Origin of the sequence: Aliiglaciecola sp. 2_MG-2023 (genome assembly GCF_030548145.1) — a bacterium.
Classification (GTDB): Bacteria; Pseudomonadota; Gammaproteobacteria; order Enterobacterales; family Alteromonadaceae; genus Aliiglaciecola; species Aliiglaciecola lipolytica_A.
Map to the genome: position 1 here is coordinate 121509 of NZ_JAUORY010000011.1, position 18416 is coordinate 139924.

13 protein-coding genes are annotated in these 18416 nt (G+C 41.1%); 9 read left to right on the plus strand and 4 right to left on the minus strand.

The features are described 5' to 3' along the window. The first annotated feature begins 8 nt into the window (after positions 1 to 8). Positions 9 to 653: a PEP-CTERM sorting domain-containing protein gene (locus Q4567_RS13020; RefSeq protein WP_216048440.1), complete on the plus strand. Its 645-nt coding sequence runs from the start codon at positions 9 to 11 to the stop codon at positions 651 to 653. A gap of 249 nt (positions 654 to 902) precedes the next feature. Here the strand turns inward: Q4567_RS13020 and Q4567_RS13025 are convergent, their stop codons facing one another. After that, positions 903 to 4265: a PAS-domain containing protein gene (locus Q4567_RS13025; RefSeq protein ID WP_303500658.1), complete on the minus strand. Its 3363-nt coding sequence runs from the start codon at positions 4263 to 4265 to the stop codon at positions 903 to 905. 227 nt (positions 4266 to 4492) lie between these two features. Here Q4567_RS13025 and grpE point away from each other — a divergent pair, with 227 nt between their 5' ends. The 4 genes from grpE to Q4567_RS13045 all read left to right on the plus strand — a co-directional run bounded on the left by grpE (position 4493) and on the right by Q4567_RS13045 (position 9192). Further along, positions 4493 to 5110, plus strand: coding sequence for a nucleotide exchange factor GrpE (gene grpE, locus Q4567_RS13030; protein WP_216048442.1), 618 nt, complete (start codon positions 4493 to 4495; stop codon positions 5108 to 5110). A 103-nt stretch (positions 5111 to 5213) separates the two neighbouring features. Next, entirely contained in the window at positions 5214 to 7142 is a 1929-nt protein-coding gene (gene dnaK, locus Q4567_RS13035; protein ID WP_303500659.1) for a molecular chaperone DnaK, read from the plus strand. A gap of 206 nt (positions 7143 to 7348) precedes the next feature. Next, positions 7349 to 8488: a molecular chaperone DnaJ gene (gene dnaJ, locus Q4567_RS13040; RefSeq protein WP_216048444.1), complete on the plus strand. Its 1140-nt coding sequence runs from the start codon at positions 7349 to 7351 to the stop codon at positions 8486 to 8488. 227 nt (positions 8489 to 8715) lie between these two features. Beyond that, on the plus strand, positions 8716 to 9192 hold the full coding sequence (locus Q4567_RS13045) for a cytochrome c (RefSeq protein ID WP_216048445.1): 477 nt from the start codon (positions 8716 to 8718) through the stop codon (positions 9190 to 9192). A 24-nt stretch (positions 9193 to 9216) separates the two neighbouring features. Here Q4567_RS13045 and Q4567_RS13050 read toward each other — a convergent pair whose 3' ends face one another. From Q4567_RS13050 to Q4567_RS13060, 3 genes are all read right to left on the minus strand, one after another. Beyond that, complete coding sequence (locus Q4567_RS13050) at positions 9217 to 9900, minus strand: cytochrome b/b6 domain-containing protein (protein ID WP_216048446.1); 684 nt, start codon at positions 9898 to 9900, stop codon at positions 9217 to 9219. A gap of 67 nt (positions 9901 to 9967) precedes the next feature. Further along, entirely contained in the window at positions 9968 to 11533 is a 1566-nt protein-coding gene (locus Q4567_RS13055) for a PH domain-containing protein (protein ID WP_303500672.1), read from the minus strand. After that, positions 11526 to 12059, minus strand: coding sequence for a PH domain-containing protein (locus Q4567_RS13060; protein WP_216048448.1), 534 nt, complete (start codon positions 12057 to 12059; stop codon positions 11526 to 11528). The genes Q4567_RS13055 and Q4567_RS13060 overlap by 8 nt, the downstream gene beginning before the upstream one ends. Positions 12060 to 12262: 203 nt before the next feature. Between Q4567_RS13060 and dapB the strand changes: the two genes are divergently transcribed. The 4 genes from dapB to greA all read left to right on the plus strand — a co-directional run bounded on the left by dapB (position 12263) and on the right by greA (position 18376). Next, positions 12263 to 13066, plus strand: coding sequence for a 4-hydroxy-tetrahydrodipicolinate reductase (dapB, locus tag Q4567_RS13065; protein ID WP_303500660.1), 804 nt, complete (start codon positions 12263 to 12265; stop codon positions 13064 to 13066). A 317-nt stretch (positions 13067 to 13383) separates the two neighbouring features. Next, positions 13384 to 14547 (plus strand): glutamine-hydrolyzing carbamoyl-phosphate synthase small subunit, encoded by a 1164-nt coding sequence (gene carA / locus Q4567_RS13070; protein ID WP_216048450.1) that lies wholly within the window; start codon positions 13384 to 13386, stop codon positions 14545 to 14547. Between the two features lie 19 nt (positions 14548 to 14566). Next, positions 14567 to 17791 (plus strand): carbamoyl-phosphate synthase large subunit, encoded by a 3225-nt coding sequence (carB, locus tag Q4567_RS13075; protein ID WP_303500662.1) that lies wholly within the window; start codon positions 14567 to 14569, stop codon positions 17789 to 17791. A 108-nt stretch (positions 17792 to 17899) separates the two neighbouring features. Then, positions 17900 to 18376 carry a transcription elongation factor GreA gene (greA, locus tag Q4567_RS13080; RefSeq protein WP_216048452.1) on the plus strand — a complete coding sequence of 159 codons (477 nt, stop codon included), beginning with the start codon at positions 17900 to 17902 and terminating at the stop codon, positions 18374 to 18376. Positions 18377 to 18416 lie beyond the last annotated feature (40 nt).

Sequence of the window (18416 nt, forward strand, 5' to 3'; positions counted from 1 at the left end):
GACAGAGAATGAAATCGAAATACACTCCAATGTTATTACTGCTTAGCTTTTTTATTGCTGGCGCCTCTCAAGCTACGCTTATTACTGTAGATCCGGGAAATGGCACTACAACGGCGTTCACTCAAACTGGAGTTAACAGTTCGGCAGGTCCAGTGGTTGTCGATGGGATCAGTATCTCAGGTGATCCTCAGTTCTATTACGGTGACGCACCTTACGGTCTTGCAACTAATGGGAGTTGGAATTCTTCTTGGGTTGCAACCAATAGCCCAAGCAGCACGATTACCTTTGATCTTGGTGGATTGTTCGGATTCGTCGGTGGATTCATGAATTATGCTGTACTTGATTCTGGGTTGCCGTATGGAAATAATCCTATCATTGAAGCGCTCGGGTTTGATATGGCTGTGCTTGAAACTTATGATTTACACACGCTAGCTGCGATATCGACGCCCGGTGCGACAAATGGTGGCGCTTTCCGTGGCATACAACGGGCAGAGGCAGATATTAGCTTTTTCCGTATCAGTGGCGGTTACATTTTGACACGTGACTTGACAATTGGAAGTTCGCCGGCGCAACCAGTGCCAGTCCCTGCTACACTCGCTCTCTTCGGGCTTGGCCTTCTGGGACTTGGCTGCTCACGCCGCAAAAAGGCGTAAACAGAACTCTTCATCCACTGGCCCACTTAGGTGGGCTTTTTATTGCCTGAGATTTGATACAGTCTGAGTCCGTAGTTGGCTAGCATTTGCCGTAAGGCGAAACTAACACAGTATATCGTATCAGCAGACATTGTTAATTAGTCCTTTCAATGTCCGCTTTTCGCTGCGACTGTCAGTTTAAGTTAGGACTAATTCAAGTTATTTTGTTAACGCCAAGCGACTTTTTCGTATCTTAATTACCACGCGATTTTATTCGATTTTAGCCCAGCCAATTTTTCGTAACATTCGTTTTAACGCGGCACTTTTTAGGGGTTTAGGTAAAAACATAAGGTCCGCTTTTTGCGCATTTTCTCGCATAATGTCACTGCGATCGGAAGAGTTTAGGATGCCTGGAATATTGTATTGCAGTTTATTCCTAAGACGGTTGGCGATGTCTAACCCTGTTAACTGGTTATCTAAGTGAAAATCTAACAGCATGAGGTCTATGTTTTGCTCTATTTTTTCAACATCCTCTAGGCTCTCAACACTGACGACGTTAGCTTCCCAGCTCTCTAATAACTGAACGACAGCCTCGCGAGTTTGCGGATCGTTTTCGGCCAATAATACGGTTCTACCATGCAAAATCTCGGTTTTTGCCAACCCAGTATCGGTAGATTTAACTCGGCTTTTTCGTTGTTTGCTAAGAGGTAAAGAGACAGAAAAGTTACTGCCTCTGCCAATCTGCGATTGCAGTTGAATAGGGTGATTCAGCAGTGACGAAATACGATCGACTATTGTCAGTCCTAACCCTAAGCCTTGCTGAATATTGGTTTTATCTAACTGTTTAAATTCTTCAAAAATATAACCTTGGTCAGTGCTCGAAATACCTGGTCCGGTGTCCAATACGCACACTTTAATCTGGTTTTTGCTGCGACGGCATCCGATCAGAATTTTTCCCGCTTGGGTATATCGGATTGCGTTAGATAATAGGTTTTGAATAATACGCTTAAGTAGTTTTTTATCTGAAATTACAACAGCGCTGCTGTGCACGTAAATCAAATTCAAGTTTTTTCGTTGCGCGATCAGATTAAAATCGTTGAATAAAGGCGATAAAACATCATCAATGGGGAACTCTTGAATATGGGATTCAAGTACCCCAGATTCTAGTTTTGTCATGTCTAAAAGCAATGAAAGTAGCTCTTCTGCATTGTTAATAGAATCATTTAATGATTGGCTTAATAGTTTTATTTCCGGTTCGTTAGATTTTTGCTGTATTAGCTCACCAAATAAACTTGCCGCATTGAAAGGTTGCATTAAGTCATGTCCTGCAGCAGCTAAGAACTTCGTTTTACTCTCATTTGCTCTTTCAGCAAGCAGTTTGGCTTTGGTTAACGCTAGATTGGAATGTTTCAGTTCTTCAGTGCGCAGATCCACTCGCTTTTCCAATTGCGATTTGGCTAATTCTAATTGCTGTTGAATTTCCATATATTCTGTAATATCGCTGTAGGTGGTAACAAATCCACCTCCAGGAAGTGGGCCACCATTGAGTTCAATCACCTGACCATTGGGTTGTTTACGAACATATTTATAAATACTGCCTTGTTTAATATATTCGATCCTTTTGTCTATTTCCTGCTGCGGATTGTCTAAACTACCAAACAATCCCCGCTGGGCATTAAACGCCAGAATTTTGCGCATTGAGATACCGGCATGTATGTAACCTTCAGGGTAGTCGAACATTTGTATATATCGTTGATTCCACGCTATCAATTTCAGATCTGGGTCGATAACACTGATACCTTGCTGGATATGCTCAACACTGGATTGTAGAATCTCGTGATTAAATTGAAAGGTTTGCGCGGCTTCTTCCACCCATTCGACTAATTCTGTCAGAGGAACTTCATCTTTTTCTGCTATGGCTGAAATTAATATTCTTGAACTTGCGCCGCCTATTTTAGCCGCCAACATACTTTCCACCGATTCGACAATATTGATACTGGCATAACTGCTTTGTGCCGCATCACCTAGTTTATTTTTGATTCCATCAAGTTCATCTTGATTGAGCACATTTTGTGTCAGTGCTAGTAACTTAGACAATTTAATCGGTTGTTTCTGTGGGAAACTATTCTTAGGACTATTTTGTTGACTCTGTGGGGCAGAGCGGAAAAACCAAGTGATCAGCCCAAAGCAAATGCCATTGGCTAATAAACTAAATATAAATCCTCGTCCTAATTCCAAATCTGTTGGCGTAGGATCAAAATAGTAACTTGAGGTAATACTGGGCCAAAGCAACCAATAAAACCAACCTGCAGCGCCAACTAAAAGCCCAACATAGGCAGCTAATTTACTCGATTTTTGCCAATAAAGGCTCAGAATCATCATCGGAAATGTTTGCGCCAATAGTGCCATGGCAATTATGCCGCTGTTGACCAGCGGGGAGCCTGAACTCATATCTTTATGATAAAAGTAGGAGACGGCTAATACCGAAGCGATAGTTAGCCGTCGAATAAACAAAATGATGGCGGGACTTAAATTATTCTGTTTGTGATTAATTAATTTGAATTTGACCCAAGCAGGCGTAATTAGGTTGTTAGAAATCATTATCCCAACAGCTAAGGTGGCTACGACCACCATACTGGTTGCGGCGGCTAACCCGCCAATAAAACTCACCAATGTTGTAATCGCGCTATTTGAATTCAGTGGCAGTGCCAGCGCATAGATATCTGTGGAAATATCTTGTTGATCAAAAATTATGTGGCCTGCTAGGCCGATAGGCATTACAAACAATCCCATCCCCAGTAAAAACAATGGGAATAACCACCTGGCAGTATTGAGCTCATTTTTTGATTTGTATTCCACAAAGTTCACATGAAATTGCCTCGGCAGACAAAACATCGCGCATATGCCTAATAGAACATGACTGACATACACCCAACCCCCTGAGTTGGTATGTAAAACCTGTTGGGCTTCAGTCGATAACTGAGCTTTACCCATTAAGTCGAATACGCCGTTAAATAACTCATAACAAACGAAAATTCCAACAAAACTCAGAGCAATAAGTTTCAAAGATGAGGCAAACGCCACGGTTAGCATTAATCCGGGCTTTTTATCGGTTAAGTCAAACGAGCGAGCCCCTAAAAAAATAGCTAATATGGCAAGCACTATTGCGACATACAATCCCATACTGGTGGAGGATTCATTAGTTAATAGTGTCAAGCTGTCAACTACCGAATCGAGCTGCAAAGCCACGTAGGGCACCACACCAATAAAACACAGTAACGACACTGTTGCGGCTAGCAAATTTGCGCTGTTGTATTGCATACCAATAAAATCGGCAAGTGAACTAATATTATTCCGTTGGCATATTTCTGCTATTTTCCGTAACGTACCAAAACCAAAGAGCATCACTAATATAATGCCTAAATAAGTTGGTACAAACGCCCATCCGTATTGTGTTGCTTGGGTTGTTGTACCAAAAAACGCCCATGATGAGCAGTGAACGCCCAAGGCTAAACTATAAATTATCGGATGTTGTCGTCCCTGCCGTAAATATTTATCGCCCAAATAACCAACCAAAAACAAGGCGATCAAATACATGAAAATGACAGTCGACATGGAAACAAGGCTAAACATGGATTAGTACATATCCTTTTGCAGCGGCTATTAGTTGAAATTTAATTAGTTTTTTCAGCCAAACTCACTATAAAACCGATTGCTTTTAATTCCAATTGGAAATGTTTTTTCTATTTCATTAAAAAAACTGGGGTCTTTGCCCTTGAAGCCGTTTAAACAAACCCCATTAATAACGCAACTCGAAGTTAATCCGATTAAGTTAAGTGAAAAAGGCGATGGAGTAAGGCATGAGCAAAGAGCAACAGCCAACAGATGATAATCAACAGGAACAACCTGAATTCAACCAAGCGGAACAAGCTGAAGTTGAGCAAGCGGCTGAAAATGCCGATGCCGGTGATTCCGAACAAACAATTGCAAAGTTACAAGAAGCATTAGCTAAAGCAGAAGCGACTGTAAACGAGCAAAGAGATTCGGTTTTGCGCGCTAAAGCTGAAATGGAAAATGCTCGTCGCCGCGCAGAAGGCGAAGTAGAAAAAGCGCGTAAATTCGCTTTAGAGCGTTTTGCAGGAGAGCTTTTACCTGTAGCAGACAATTTGGAGCGAGCTATTCAGTTGGCTGATCCGGATAACGAATCGCTTAAACCTATGATTGAAGGTGTGGATATCACCCTTAAGTCATTCGTAAGCACAGTAGAAAAATTTGGCTTGAAAGTGATAGATCCGCAAGGAGAACCCTTCAATCCAGAATTGCATCAGGCAATGTCGATGCAAGAAAATGCAGAGCTACCTCCTAATACGGTGATGGCTGTCATGCAAAAAGGCTATGAAATTAACGGTCGGTTGCTACGTCCTGCGATGGTAATGGTTTCTAGAGCCGCTGAAGGTGGCGTTGACATCGAAGCATAAGAGTTTTTGTGGAGATTTTTTTACATTTAACATTGAAAAAAATCAGAATAACCCCACAAATGATAAGACTTAGTTTTAATAATTTTTTAATGGAGACACGCTAATGGGTAAGATCATTGGTATCGACTTAGGTACAACAAATTCATGTGTCGCAGTTTTAGAAGGCGACAAAGTTAAAATTCTTGAGAATGCGGAAGGTGATCGCACAACGCCATCTATCATCGCATACAGTAACGACGGCGAAACTTTGGTAGGCGCACCTGCTAAACGTCAAGCAGTGACTAACCCACAAAACACTTTATACGCAATTAAGCGTCTTATAGGTCGTCGTTGGGAAGATAAAGAAGTACAACGTGACATCGACATCATGCCATTTACTATCACTAAAGCTGATAATGGTGATGCATGGGTTGAAGTTAAGGGTGAGAAATTGGCTCCGCCACAAATCTCAGCTGAAGTACTGAAAAAAATGAAAAAGACAGCAGAAGATTACTTGGGTGAAAAAGTCACCGAAGCGGTTATCACTGTTCCTGCTTATTTTAATGATTCACAACGTCAAGCAACTAAAGATGCAGGTAAAATTGCCGGTCTAGAAGTTAAACGTATCATCAACGAGCCAACTGCCGCTGCTCTAGCATACGGTATGGACAAGAAAAAAGGTGATAACGTCGTTGCTGTTTATGACCTTGGTGGTGGTACTTTCGATATCTCAATCATTGAGATTGATGAAGTTGAAGGCGAGCACACATTTGAAGTACTAGCGACTAACGGTGATACTCACCTAGGTGGTGAAGATTTCGATAACCGTGTAATCAACTACCTAGTTGACGAATTCAAGAAAGATCAAGGCGTAGATTTACGTAAAGATCCACTTGCAATGCAACGTCTAAAAGAAGCCGGTGAAAAAGCTAAAATTGAATTATCTTCTGCACAACAAACAGAAGTTAACTTGCCATACATCACTGCTGATGCGTCTGGTCCTAAGCACCTTACTATTAAAGTAACGCGTGCTAAGTTAGAGTCATTGGTTGAAGATATGGTAAAAGCTTCTCTTGAACCAGTGAAGCAGGCTTTGGCCGATGCTGATTTATCCGTTAGCGATATCAACGACATTATTTTAGTTGGTGGTCAGACTCGTATGCCACTAGTACAAAAATATGTAACTGAATTCTTCGGTAAAGAGCCGCGTAAAGATGTTAACCCTGATGAAGCTGTTGCCGCAGGTGCTGCGATTCAAGGTGGTGTTTTAGCCGGTGATGTTACAGATGTATTGTTGCTAGACGTTACACCATTGTCTCTTGGTATCGAAACAATGGGCGGTGTTATGACTGCATTGATTGAGAAAAACTCTACGATTCCTACTAAGAAATCTCAGACTTTCTCAACTGCAGAAGATAATCAGTCTGCTGTAACTGTACACGTATTACAGGGTGAGCGTAAGCAAGCGTCTGGCAATAAATCTCTAGGTCAATTTAACCTAGAAGGTATTCGTCCAGCACAACGTGGCGCTCCTCAAATTGAAGTAACTTTCGATATTGATGCTGATGGTATTTTACATGTATCTGCCAAAGATAAAGATACCGGTAAAGAGCAGAAAATCACTATCCAAGCTTCTTCTGGTTTGAGTGAATCTGAAGTTGAAAAAATGGTAGCTGACGCAGAAGCAAATAAAGATGCTGATGCGAAATTTGAAGAAATGGTACAAACACGTAATCAAGCTGATGCAATGATCCACGGTACCAAAAAGCAAATTGAAGAAGCCGGTGACGACTTACCAGCGGAAGACAAAGCAACCATCGAAACTGCAATTGAAGCACTTGAAGCAGCTGTTAAGAGTGAAGACAAAGCGGAAATTGAAGCCAAGACTCAAGAATTGATTCAAGCTTCTGCTAAGTTGATGGAAATTGCTCAAGCTAAAGCTGCTGCTGAAGGCGCTGCTGCTGGTGCAGAACAACCGCAAACAGAAAATGCGACAGCTGAAGACGATGTTGTTGATGCTGAGTTCGAAGAAGTGAAAGACGATAAGAAATAAGCGTCTTAACCTGTCGTAATTGGCAGGTAATTGATAAAAATAGGCGCAGAAATAACCTTTCTGCGCCTTTTAAGTGTTATCCCCTTGTTACTTAATAGCGCGTTTAGGTGACAAGGGGATAAAGCCCGAATTAACAGGGCATCTAACGTTGCTCAAGTTCAAACACGGTAAATTGTGTTTGTCATCAAAAAGGATAAACAAGCGATATGTCGAAGCGAGACTATTATGAAGTGCTTGGTGTTAGCAAAAGTGCTGACGAGCGCGAAATTAAAAAGGCATACAAACGCCTCGCCATGAAATTTCACCCTGATAGAACCAAGGGTGATAAAGGCATGGAAGAAAAATTTAAAGAGGTGCAAGAGGCCCACGAAATCCTAACCGATTCGCAAAAACGTGCTGCTTATGATCAGTATGGTCACGCTGGTGTTGATCCTAACCGAGGTGGCGCTGGCTTCGGTGGCGGCGCTGATTTTGGCGATATTTTTGGTGATGTATTCGGCGATATATTTGGTGGCGGCGGCCGTGGAGGGCGTCAGTCAAGAGCGCGTCAAGGTTCCGACTTACGATATAATTTGGAACTTAGCCTTGAAGAAGCGGTTCGCGGTAAGAGTGTCGAGATAAAAGTACCTACCTTGGTTGCCTGTGAGCCTTGTGATGGCACTGGTGCGAAAAAAGGCACTAAACCAACGACTTGCCCTACCTGTCATGGTAATGGACAAGTGCAAATGCGTCAGGGCTTTTTTGCTGTGCAGCAAACCTGTCCTACCTGTTCTGGTCGTGGCCAAATTATTTCCGATCCTTGTCGTGAATGTCATGGTCATGGTCGCACGGAGAAAACGAAAACCTTATCGGTTAAAGTACCAGCGGGCGTTGATACCGGAGATCGTATTCGTTTAACTGGTGAAGGTGAAGCGGGAGAAAGCGGTGCACCTCCTGGTGATTTATATGTTCAGGTGCATGTTCGTGAACACAATATCTTTACCAGAGATAGCAATAACCTGTACTGTGAAGTGCCGCTAAGTTTTACTGTTGCAGCCCTTGGTGGTGACATTGAAGTGCCCACTTTGGATGGCAAGGTTAAGCTGAAAATCACGCCTGAAACTCAAACCGGTAAGCTTTTCCGTTTACGTGGTAAAGGGGTGAAGTCGGTACGAAGCGGTAGTGTTGGTGACTTGATGTGCCGCGTAGTTGTGGAAACACCGGTGAACCTGAACAGCAAACAAAAAGAATTGTTGCAGGAATTAAATAATTCCATGGGTAAAGGCGACGAAGCAGCTAAATACCGTCCAAAAGAGAAAGGTTTTTTCGATGGTGTGAAGAAATTCTTCGATGACTTAACCAGTTAATTGAAAAATAAGTGATATGATAAAGACGTCATTTTTATGGCGTCTTTTTTTATACCTAAGATTTATGCTTTAATTTACGAAGTGGTTACCGATGGTAAGCAGCTTATTTTAAATAAATGTTTAACTAATTAGTTATTGATTTCTAATGATATAACAATGTAAATTGCTGTTTGTACGTCGAATCTAAGTCTATGAATCCAAAAACTATCCATTTAATCGAGGTCAATATGAAAAACATTATCGCTCCTGCGATGTTAGGTATTACATTGTTAACTGCAAGTTTCGCATCAGTCGCAGTTACGCCAGCTAAATCTGAAAAGCATGCCGGTGATGCAATAGAATATCGTCAAGCTATATTGCAATTAGTTAAAAGTAACGTTGGAATTATGGGCGCTATGGCGAAAGGACAAGTTCCTTTGAGTGCTGAAACATTAGAAAAGAATGCAAGCCGCATTGAACAATTATCCTTGATGATGGACGATTACTTTTCAGTCGACACAAGTAAGTTCAGTGTTGAAACTGAAGCTTTACCGGCGATTTGGAAAGACTATTCTGACTTCCAAACTAAAATTACGGCATTAACAGAAGCGGCAAGTAATCTGAAAATGGCCGCAGCAAGTGGCGATGAAGGCCAGCTAAAAGCAAACATTGGCGCAATCTTTAAATCTTGTAAAGGTTGTCATGATTCTTACAAGGCTGAATAACACCTTGTAAGAAGTCATTTTTAATTAAAAATAATAGTCTACTTCTGGCACTGGTGCTGCGATAGCAATTAACCAATACAAGAAGGCGGCAATGACAATTGCAAGAATAACCGCTAATAATAATCTAGATGAACCGATACCGTTTTGCGCGGCATCGGTTTTTTTTCCAGTAATCATAGCCCCGATTAAGGGAATTTTGCGTCCAAATTGATACCAAAGGATGGCCAGGATATGAATCCCAGCTATGCCTAAAATAACATTGAATATTTGATGATGTAAACCGTCCAACCAACTCTGTGTATCGCTGCTTACCGCTGACATATAAGGTCCAGAAGCAAGCACATCATCACTTGCAAATAAACCTGTGATGGCTTGAGCCCCCACAATTAAGATGACTGCTGGAACGATTAAACCACCCAATGGATTGTGACCAGTGAAATGAGGGTTTTTGGCTTTCAAAAAAGCTACCAAATACTGCCAGATAGCCTTCGGAGGATAGATGAAATTACTAAATCTTGCGTATTTTGGACCAACTAACCCCCACATTAAACGGAAGATAATGAGTCCTAGAGTGAAGTATCCAATATAAAAATGAATATCCATATACTCGCTACCTAATTCAGCCGTTATCCATTGGGATACCAAAGCTAAAACCAATAACCAGTGAAAAAGCCTAAGCGGAATATCCCAAATTAATTTCTTTTGCATTTTGATTTTTCTCCAAAGAGGTACCAATATCCTCACATTATCTAAGATCAGTTATACTCTTTTTATATTACATCCAAGAACGTTTTAGCTTAGAGACAATAAACAAGGCATTGCCTAAAATTCGTTTCGCATCATTTTGATTGATAAAAGGAATACTCAGAGCGCCGGATGCCATAATGATATTAATAGTGGCTATTTCATGCCTTCTCATCATACGGCTTTGTATAAATTGTGTTTGTTGTACTTTATATTTTGGGAAACTGTAAAAATCGACTCCAAATAATCCTTTTCTAAGATAAATATATTCGTCATCATCAGCGTAACCCCAGCGTTTCCATCGACAATATATCAAAAATACGATAAATCCACTTAGCAACTGGGTTACTAAAATACCTAAAATCCCTGATTTTGAAAAAGTTATTGCGCTTACGAGCAGATTAAAAGGGATTAACCACAAAAGCTGTCTAAAAATAAATCGTTTACTGATAGCAAGAAAGCTAATGTCATGTAATTTATTATTCGGTAACGCATCCTTGACGATGCTATGCGCTTCATCTTGCGTCACTGAAGGTACTAATATTCTGTTACTATTGGCCTGCAATTGGTTAGAATTTTGTTCTGTGCTGCTATTCTGTTTTAATTCCAAATTGACCCTGCCGAGAATCACATCTAACCAATCTTGTTTTAACGCTATTACTTGAAGGCGTGAGCGTTTCATGGTGACTTCTTGTTTAGTGAACAAGCCACTTCGACGAATATATCTGTCTGTGGTTTTCGCCAACGAATAATCGTAAAATAAAACGATTGAGCCAACTACGGATATCAAAGTAATAATCAAAGTTGCAAAAAGAACAAGCGAAAAAAATGCTAACCCTAACTGCCAAATTGCCTGTGACTGTGCGTCAAAATAACGTTCATAATCAAAACCTAATTGCTCTGCCAATGAGGCTAAATAGGCGGCTAAGTTGTCATAAAATGGTGCTAGTGCACCAATAATAATCCACACTCGATTGTTAGTAATACCGTGTAAAATCAGATCTTTAATTGAACGTGTATTGAGAATTTGTTCGCTTTCAATTCCCACATTAGGTTGCTCTAAAAGAGTCTTTTCTTCATCTGCTTGTCGTTCGGTTGGCGTATTGTGTGTTTTACCCTTTGCAAGGATGGATTGTTTTAACTTTTCAGCAAAATCCACAGGTAATGCAACTATTTTTGCCTCTTGTTTCGTCGAGCCAGCTGTATCGAGTTGCAAACAACAGGTATGGGTTAGCCGGTAGTAAAGCGGCCTTTCAATGGTGACGTTTTGAATTCTAGAAAAAGGCAAATCAATATGGGTTTTAGAGAACACACCAGAGCGGATTTCAACCGTTTCATCAATCAATCGAAATGAATAAAAGAAGTATTGCAGCCAAGATGAAACACTTATTAAAGCTAAAATTCCCACAATGATTGGGATCCAGATTTGCGGGTTCTCTTGCACCGTAGAGTAGCTTATGGCAATGGCTGGCAGCAAATAGATAACATTGTTGGCCGCTAATTTAATCCCACTTGCAATAAAATATAACACCGCAATGGGGGACAGTTTCTGCCAACGGTGAGTATTGAGTGTGGCATTTTCTCCCTCATTATCCATCACTTTGAACACCTTTATGGTCCAAGATGAATTGCCTGATTTTTTGTGCATCATCAAGACTTAAACCAGGTATTTCAAACGTGTGCATTGCGCCTCCAGCACTAAAAACCTGTAATGAAGCCAATTTAAAGGTTCTCTCCAGTGGGCCTCGTTTTAACTCAACGTGTTGTATCCGTAGTATCGGCTGACTATAAATTTTACGAAATATTACCCCGCAGGCGAAATGCAAATCAGTGTCTGTTAAACAATATTGTTTGCATGGAATAGCGATATATAAATAGAGGCTAATTAGAATTGCGACTAAAAACGCAATACCAAGTCCCAGCGGATAGACTACGATTAGCTCGGGGTGAATATCAATAAACGGCTGCCATCGGGTTAACGACATAACTAACATAAACATCAAGCAAAACAGCCAAGTAGAGCAGATAACCATGGGTCTATAACGGCTATTTAGAGGTTCAAAATCAATTTCTAATGGATCGGGTAAAGTGGATGTTTCTATTAGTTGATAAGACACAATCATACGGCAACATTAATTTAATTTACCCTAATGTAGCGGAATCAGAGTTTGAATCAATATATATCAGGTTACAAAATCTCAATCAGCTTAAAAACTGCTATGAAGATTTCCAATCAAATATAACTTATCGCTTTTTTACTGCTGCAAATTAGGTGTTTATATTGCACAATATTCAATAGTATTTATCTAATTGAAATGAGTAGAAAATGACAGGAATTGGTATTTTGGGAGCCAATGGCCGAATGGGCCGTGTATTAATAGATGCCGCCCATTTAGATGATAACGTGAATTTGGCCGCAGCTTCTGTACGAGAAGGTTCGCAATGGATTGGAATGGACGCTGGCGAGTTAGCCGGTATTGGTAAACAAAATCTTAGCATTACAGCAAGTTTAGACCAACAAGCACCTGAGATAGACGTCGTCATCGATTTTACGCTGCCCGATGTGCTTGAACAAAATTTAGCTTGGTGCGTGGCAAATAATAAAGCCATTGTGATTGGCACCACTGGACTGAACGATAATCAAAAAGCGCTGTTGCAAAATGCGGCTACTAAGATTCCAGTTGTGTTTGCGGCGAACTACAGTGTAGGCGTTAATCTTATGTTGAATTTGGTTCGTCAGGCGGCAAAAACAATGGGCGATACAGCAGACATCGAAATTCTTGAAGCCCATCATCGTTTTAAAAAAGATGCGCCATCTGGAACTGCTATGGCAATTGGAGAGGCTATCGCTGACGAAATTGGCCGTGATTTAAAGCAATGTGCCGTGTACGGTAGGGAAGGTGACACTGGTGAGCGCAAACACGAAACAATTGGATTTGCTACCGTCAGAGCGGGCGACGTGGTTGGTGAACACACAGCGTTATTCGCAGATATTGGTGAGCGACTAGAGATCACTCACAAAGCTTCTAGTCGATTGACCTTTGCTAAAGGTGCGATAACCGCTGCTAAATGGCTGGTTGGCAAACCTGCCGGACTATATTCTATGCAGGATGTGCTGGGGTTTAATTAATCTGAACTAAAATAGTGGGTAAAAATTAAGTGGCGTTTACCGGTTGCTTAATTTGACGTTTTAATGACTTACCTACGAATTTTGAATCAAATGCTCATTTTAGTAATTTTTCTACATTCTAATGGATCAAATAAAACCATTAGTGTATGATCTCGGGAATTTGCCAAATTTTCGGATGAGATGTGCTTAATCTCCCGAAAATACTAGCGGTGATGAGGTAAACGGGATGTAAATTAATAATTTCAACCCGTTTTTTATAGGGTTTTGATGCTTAGCTTGCAAAAAAACCTTGGGTTGTCCTTAATTAGGAGGTTGACTTGGCTATTTCTGCTCTTTTGGTGCTAGAAGACGGTTCTGTTTTCAAAGGCACATCAATTGGAGCTTCTGGTGTTTCTGTCGGTGAAGTGGTGTTTAATACATCAATGACAGGCTATCAGGAGATTTTGACTGACCCTTCATATGCTGAACAAATTATTACCTTAACTTATCCTCATATAGGTAATACCGGTACTAATGAAGAAGATGTTGAATCCACAAAAATTTGGGCTAAAGGCCTAATTATTCGAGACCTTCCTTTATTAGCTAGTAACTTCCGTAATCAATCTTCTCTTTCTGACTATTTGAAACATAACAATATTTTAGGCATTGCCGATATTGATACTCGTCGATTGACACGCATCCTTCGAGACAAAGGCGCGCTTAAAGGTTGCATTGTCACTGTTGATGAATTTAATCAAGATGATGTTTCTGAAGCCTTAAGTGCTGCTCAAGCGTTTCCGGGTTTGAAAGGAATGGATCTAGCGAAAGTGGTGACTACAGATAAAGCATATCCATGGCAAGATGGTGTGTGGTCTTTAGAAACCGGATATGCGAAAAATGTAGAAGATTGTAAGTTTCATGTAGTTGCTTATGATTTTGGTGCGAAACACAATATATTGCGCATGTTAGTAGATAGAAGTTGCCGCTTAACTGTGGTGCCAGCTACAACACCTGCCGAAGAAGTGTTAGCAATGCAGCCAGATGGAATATTTTTATCTAATGGCCCTGGTGATCCTGAACCTTGTGATTACGCTATTGCCGCTATCAAAACTTTCTTGGAAACCGAAATTCCTATTTTTGGTATTTGTTTAGGTCACCAATTGTTGGCGTTAGCCAGTGGTGCAAAAACAGAAAAAATGAAGTTTGGTCATCATGGCGCAAATCATCCGGTTAAAGACTTAAAGCGTGATGTGGTAATGATTACCAGCCAAAACCACGGTTTTGCAGTGGACGAGTCTTCTTTGCCAGATAATTTGGATGTGACACACGTATCTTTGTTTGATAAGTCGTTGCAAGGCATACACAGAAATGACAAACCGGCATTTAGCTTTCAAGGGCATCCTGAAGCAAGTCCAGGTCCCCATGATGCAGCTCCCTTGTTTGATCATTTTATTGAGCTGATAGAAAAATCAAAATCAGCAACTACTTCAATTTCAGCTTGATACTTAGAGAAAGAATACTATGCCAAAACGTACTGATTTAAAAAGCATTCTGATTCTGGGCGCGGGTCCAATTGTAATTGGCCAGGCATGCGAATTTGATTATTCAGGAGCTCAAGCCTGTAAAGCCCTACGTGAAGAAGGGTATAGAGTTATTCTAGTCAATTCCAATCCTGCTACCATTATGACAGACCCGGAAATGGCTGATGCGACTTACATTGAACCCATCCATTGGGAAGTGGTAAAACGCATAATTGAAAAAGAACGCCCAGACGCAATTTTACCTACTATGGGTGGTCAAACGGCACTTAACTGCGCCCTTGATTTGAACAAACATGGTGTATTGGAAGAGTACTCTGTTGAGATGATTGGCGCGACAGCCGATGCAATTGATAAAGCAGAAGACCGTGAGCGTTTTGATAAGGCGATGAAATCAATTGGTTTGGCTTGTCCAAGAGCTGAAATCGCACATACCATCGAACAAGCTCATGATGTGCTGAGTCGTATTGGTTTTCCTTGTATAATCAGACCTTCGTTCACTATGGGCGGCTCCGGTGGCGGTATCGCCTATAACGTTGATGAGTTTGATGAGATTTGTCGCCGCGGGTTAGACCTTTCACCAACCAGTGAGTTACTCATTGATGAATCGCTAATTGGTTGGAAAGAATACGAAATGGAAGTGGTACGAGATAAAAGCGATAATTGTATTATTGTTTGTACCATCGAAAACTTCGATCCAATGGGTGTTCATACTGGTGATTCAATAACTGTTGCACCAGCGCAAACCCTGACAGATAAAGAATTTCAAATCATGCGTAATGCAGCAATGGCAGTATTGCGTGAGATTGGTGTTGAAACTGGCGGTTCAAACGTACAGTTTGGTGTTGACCCAAAAACTGGCCGCATGGTTATCATAGAAATGAATCCTCGGGTGTCTAGATCTTCTGCACTAGCGTCGAAGGCCACAGGTTTCCCAATTGCGAAAGTTGCGGCTAAATTAGCGGTTGGCTACACCTTAGATGAACTGGCAAATGATATTACTGGTGGTTTAACCCCAGCATCGTTTGAGCCTGCGATTGACTATGTTGTCACTAAAATCCCTCGTTTTAACTTCGAAAAATTCGCTGGTGCTAATGATCGCTTAACCACACAGATGAAATCTGTCGGTGAAGTGATGGCAATTGGCCGTAATCAGCAAGAGTCTTTGCAAAAAGCGTTACGAGGCCTAGAAGTTGGCGTTAATGGCTTAAATCCGATCATCGATATTGAAGATCCGGAAAGTGAAGCGATTATTATCCGCGAGCTCAGAGAACCAGGCGCAGAGCGCATTTGGTATATTGCTGATGCAATGAGAATGGGCATGTCAGTTGAGCAAGTTTTCTCACTGACCAACATTGATCGTTGGTATTTGGTTCAGATTGAAGACCTTGTGAACCTTGAAAAACAGGTGGCTGAAATTGGCTTATCCGGTATCGATTATGACTTGATGCGCACCTTAAAACGCAAAGGGTTTGCTGATTCTCGTTTGGCTGAGTTAACTAATGTCGCCGAAAGTGACGTGCGTGAACTTAGACACTCGATGGAAATCACACCTGTTTATAAGCGCGTAGATACCTGTGCAGCGGAGTTTTCGACTAGTACAGCTTACATGTATTCAACTTATGATGAAGAATGTGAAGCTAGTCCATCGAATAAAGATAAGATTATGGTGTTGGGCGGCGGTCCTAACCGAATAGGTCAAGGTATCGAATTTGACTACTGTTGTGTTCATGCAGCGCTAGCAATGCGTGAAGATGGCTATGAAACTATCATGGTTAACTGTAACCCAGAAACGGTTTCTACTGATTATGATACGTCTGACCGGTTATACTTTGAATCCGTTACCTTAGAAGATGTGCTCGAAATTGTGCGTATCGAAAAGCCTAAGGGCGTCATAGTGCAGTATGGTGGCCAAACACCATTGAAACTCGCTCGCGAGTTAGAAGCTGCCGGCGTGCCAATTATTGGTACATCTCCTGATGCTATCGATAGAGCTGAAGATCGTGAACGCTTCCAACATATGGTCAATAAATTAAACCTAAAACAACCCGCAAATAGCACCGTTAGCAACATGGAGCAGGCGTTGGTTGAAGCTGAAAAAATTGGTTTTCCATTAGTTGTTCGTCCGTCTTATGTTCTAGGTGGTCGTGCAATGGAAATTGTTTACGACTTAAAAGATTTAAAACGATACTTGAATGAAGCTGTGAAAGTTTCAAATGACTCTCCAGTGTTACTTGACCGTTTCCTTGATGATGCCATTGAAGTTGATATCGACGCCATGTGTGATGGTGAAAACGTGGTAATCGGCGGAATTATGGAGCATATAGAACAAGCTGGAGTTCACTCTGGTGATTCTGCCTGTTCCTTACCGCCATACTCATTGAGTCAAGAAATCCAAGACGTAATGCGTAAGCAAGTTAAAGATATGGCCCTAGAACTAGGTGTCGTGGGTTTGATGAATACACAATTTGCCGTGAAAAATGGTGAAGTGTACTTAATTGAAGTAAACCCGCGCGCTGCTCGTACTGTTCCGTTTGTATCTAAAGCAACAGGAATGGCGCTTGCAAAAATAGGCGCTCGTGCAATGGTTGGTCAATCACTTCCTTCACAAGGGGTGACGGAGGAAATTATCCCGCCGTTTTATTCTGTCAAAGAAGTTGTTCTGCCGTTTGCTAAGTTTCAAGGTGTTGATCCTTTGTTGGGCCCAGAAATGCGTTCAACAGGTGAAGTGATGGGAGTAGGGGATACCTTTGAAGAAGCCTATGCCAAAGCTAACTTAGGCGCTGGTGCGCCCATTCCGCAAAAGGGTAAAGCGCTGATTTCAGTTCGTCACAATGACAAAAAACGCGTTGTTGAACTTGCCCGTAAAATGATTGAAAAAGGCTTCAGTTTAGAGGCTACCTCGGGTACTGCAAAAGAGTTAAACGATGTTGGAATTGCCTGTAGTGTGGTTAATAAACTTACAGAAGGTCGTCCAAACATTGTTGACGCCATTAAAAATGGCGAATATTGTTATATTGTGAATACTACTGAGGGACGCAAAGCGATAAATGATTCAGTGTATATTCGTCGTGAAGCATTGCTCAATAAAATCACCTATACCACAACTTTGAATGCAGCATTTGCGACAGTAAATGCCCAAACTGCAGATGATCGCGCGAAAGTAAACTCGGTCCAATCTTTACACCAGAGAGTTAACGAACGCTAAACTTGTGGTAAACTAAGCAAAATTTCTAGTAATAAAAGTGCGCATTCACTGCGCACTTTTTAATTAACCTCAACATAAACAAAAGCACATATAAGTGAGCGTTGATCAATGAATCAATATCCAATGACAGCAAAAGGCGCAGAAATGTTGCGCGCAGAGCTTAATGAACTTAAATCTGTTAAGCGTCCACAAATCATTCAATCCATAGCAGAAGCTAGGGAGCATGGTGATTTAAAAGAAAATGCCGAATATCATGCAGCCCGCGAACAACAGAGTTTTTGTGAAGGCCGCATTCAGGATATCGAAGGTAAGTTATCTAATGCACAAATTATTGATGTAACAAAAATAACAAACAATGGAAAAGTTATTTTTGGGGCAACAGTCACTATCATCAATGTTGAATCTGATGAAGAAACAACCTATAAAATCGTAGGTGATGATGAGGCAGACATTAAAAATAATCTAATCTCTGTGAATTCACCTATCGCCCGTGGTTTGATAGGTAAAGAAGAAGACGACATTGTTACAATTCAAACTCCTGCAGGCACTGTAGAATATGAAGTGTGTCAGGTCGAATATATTTAAGTTTGAATTCTCAGGCGGCGGCAATTTAAGCTAAAGTTTG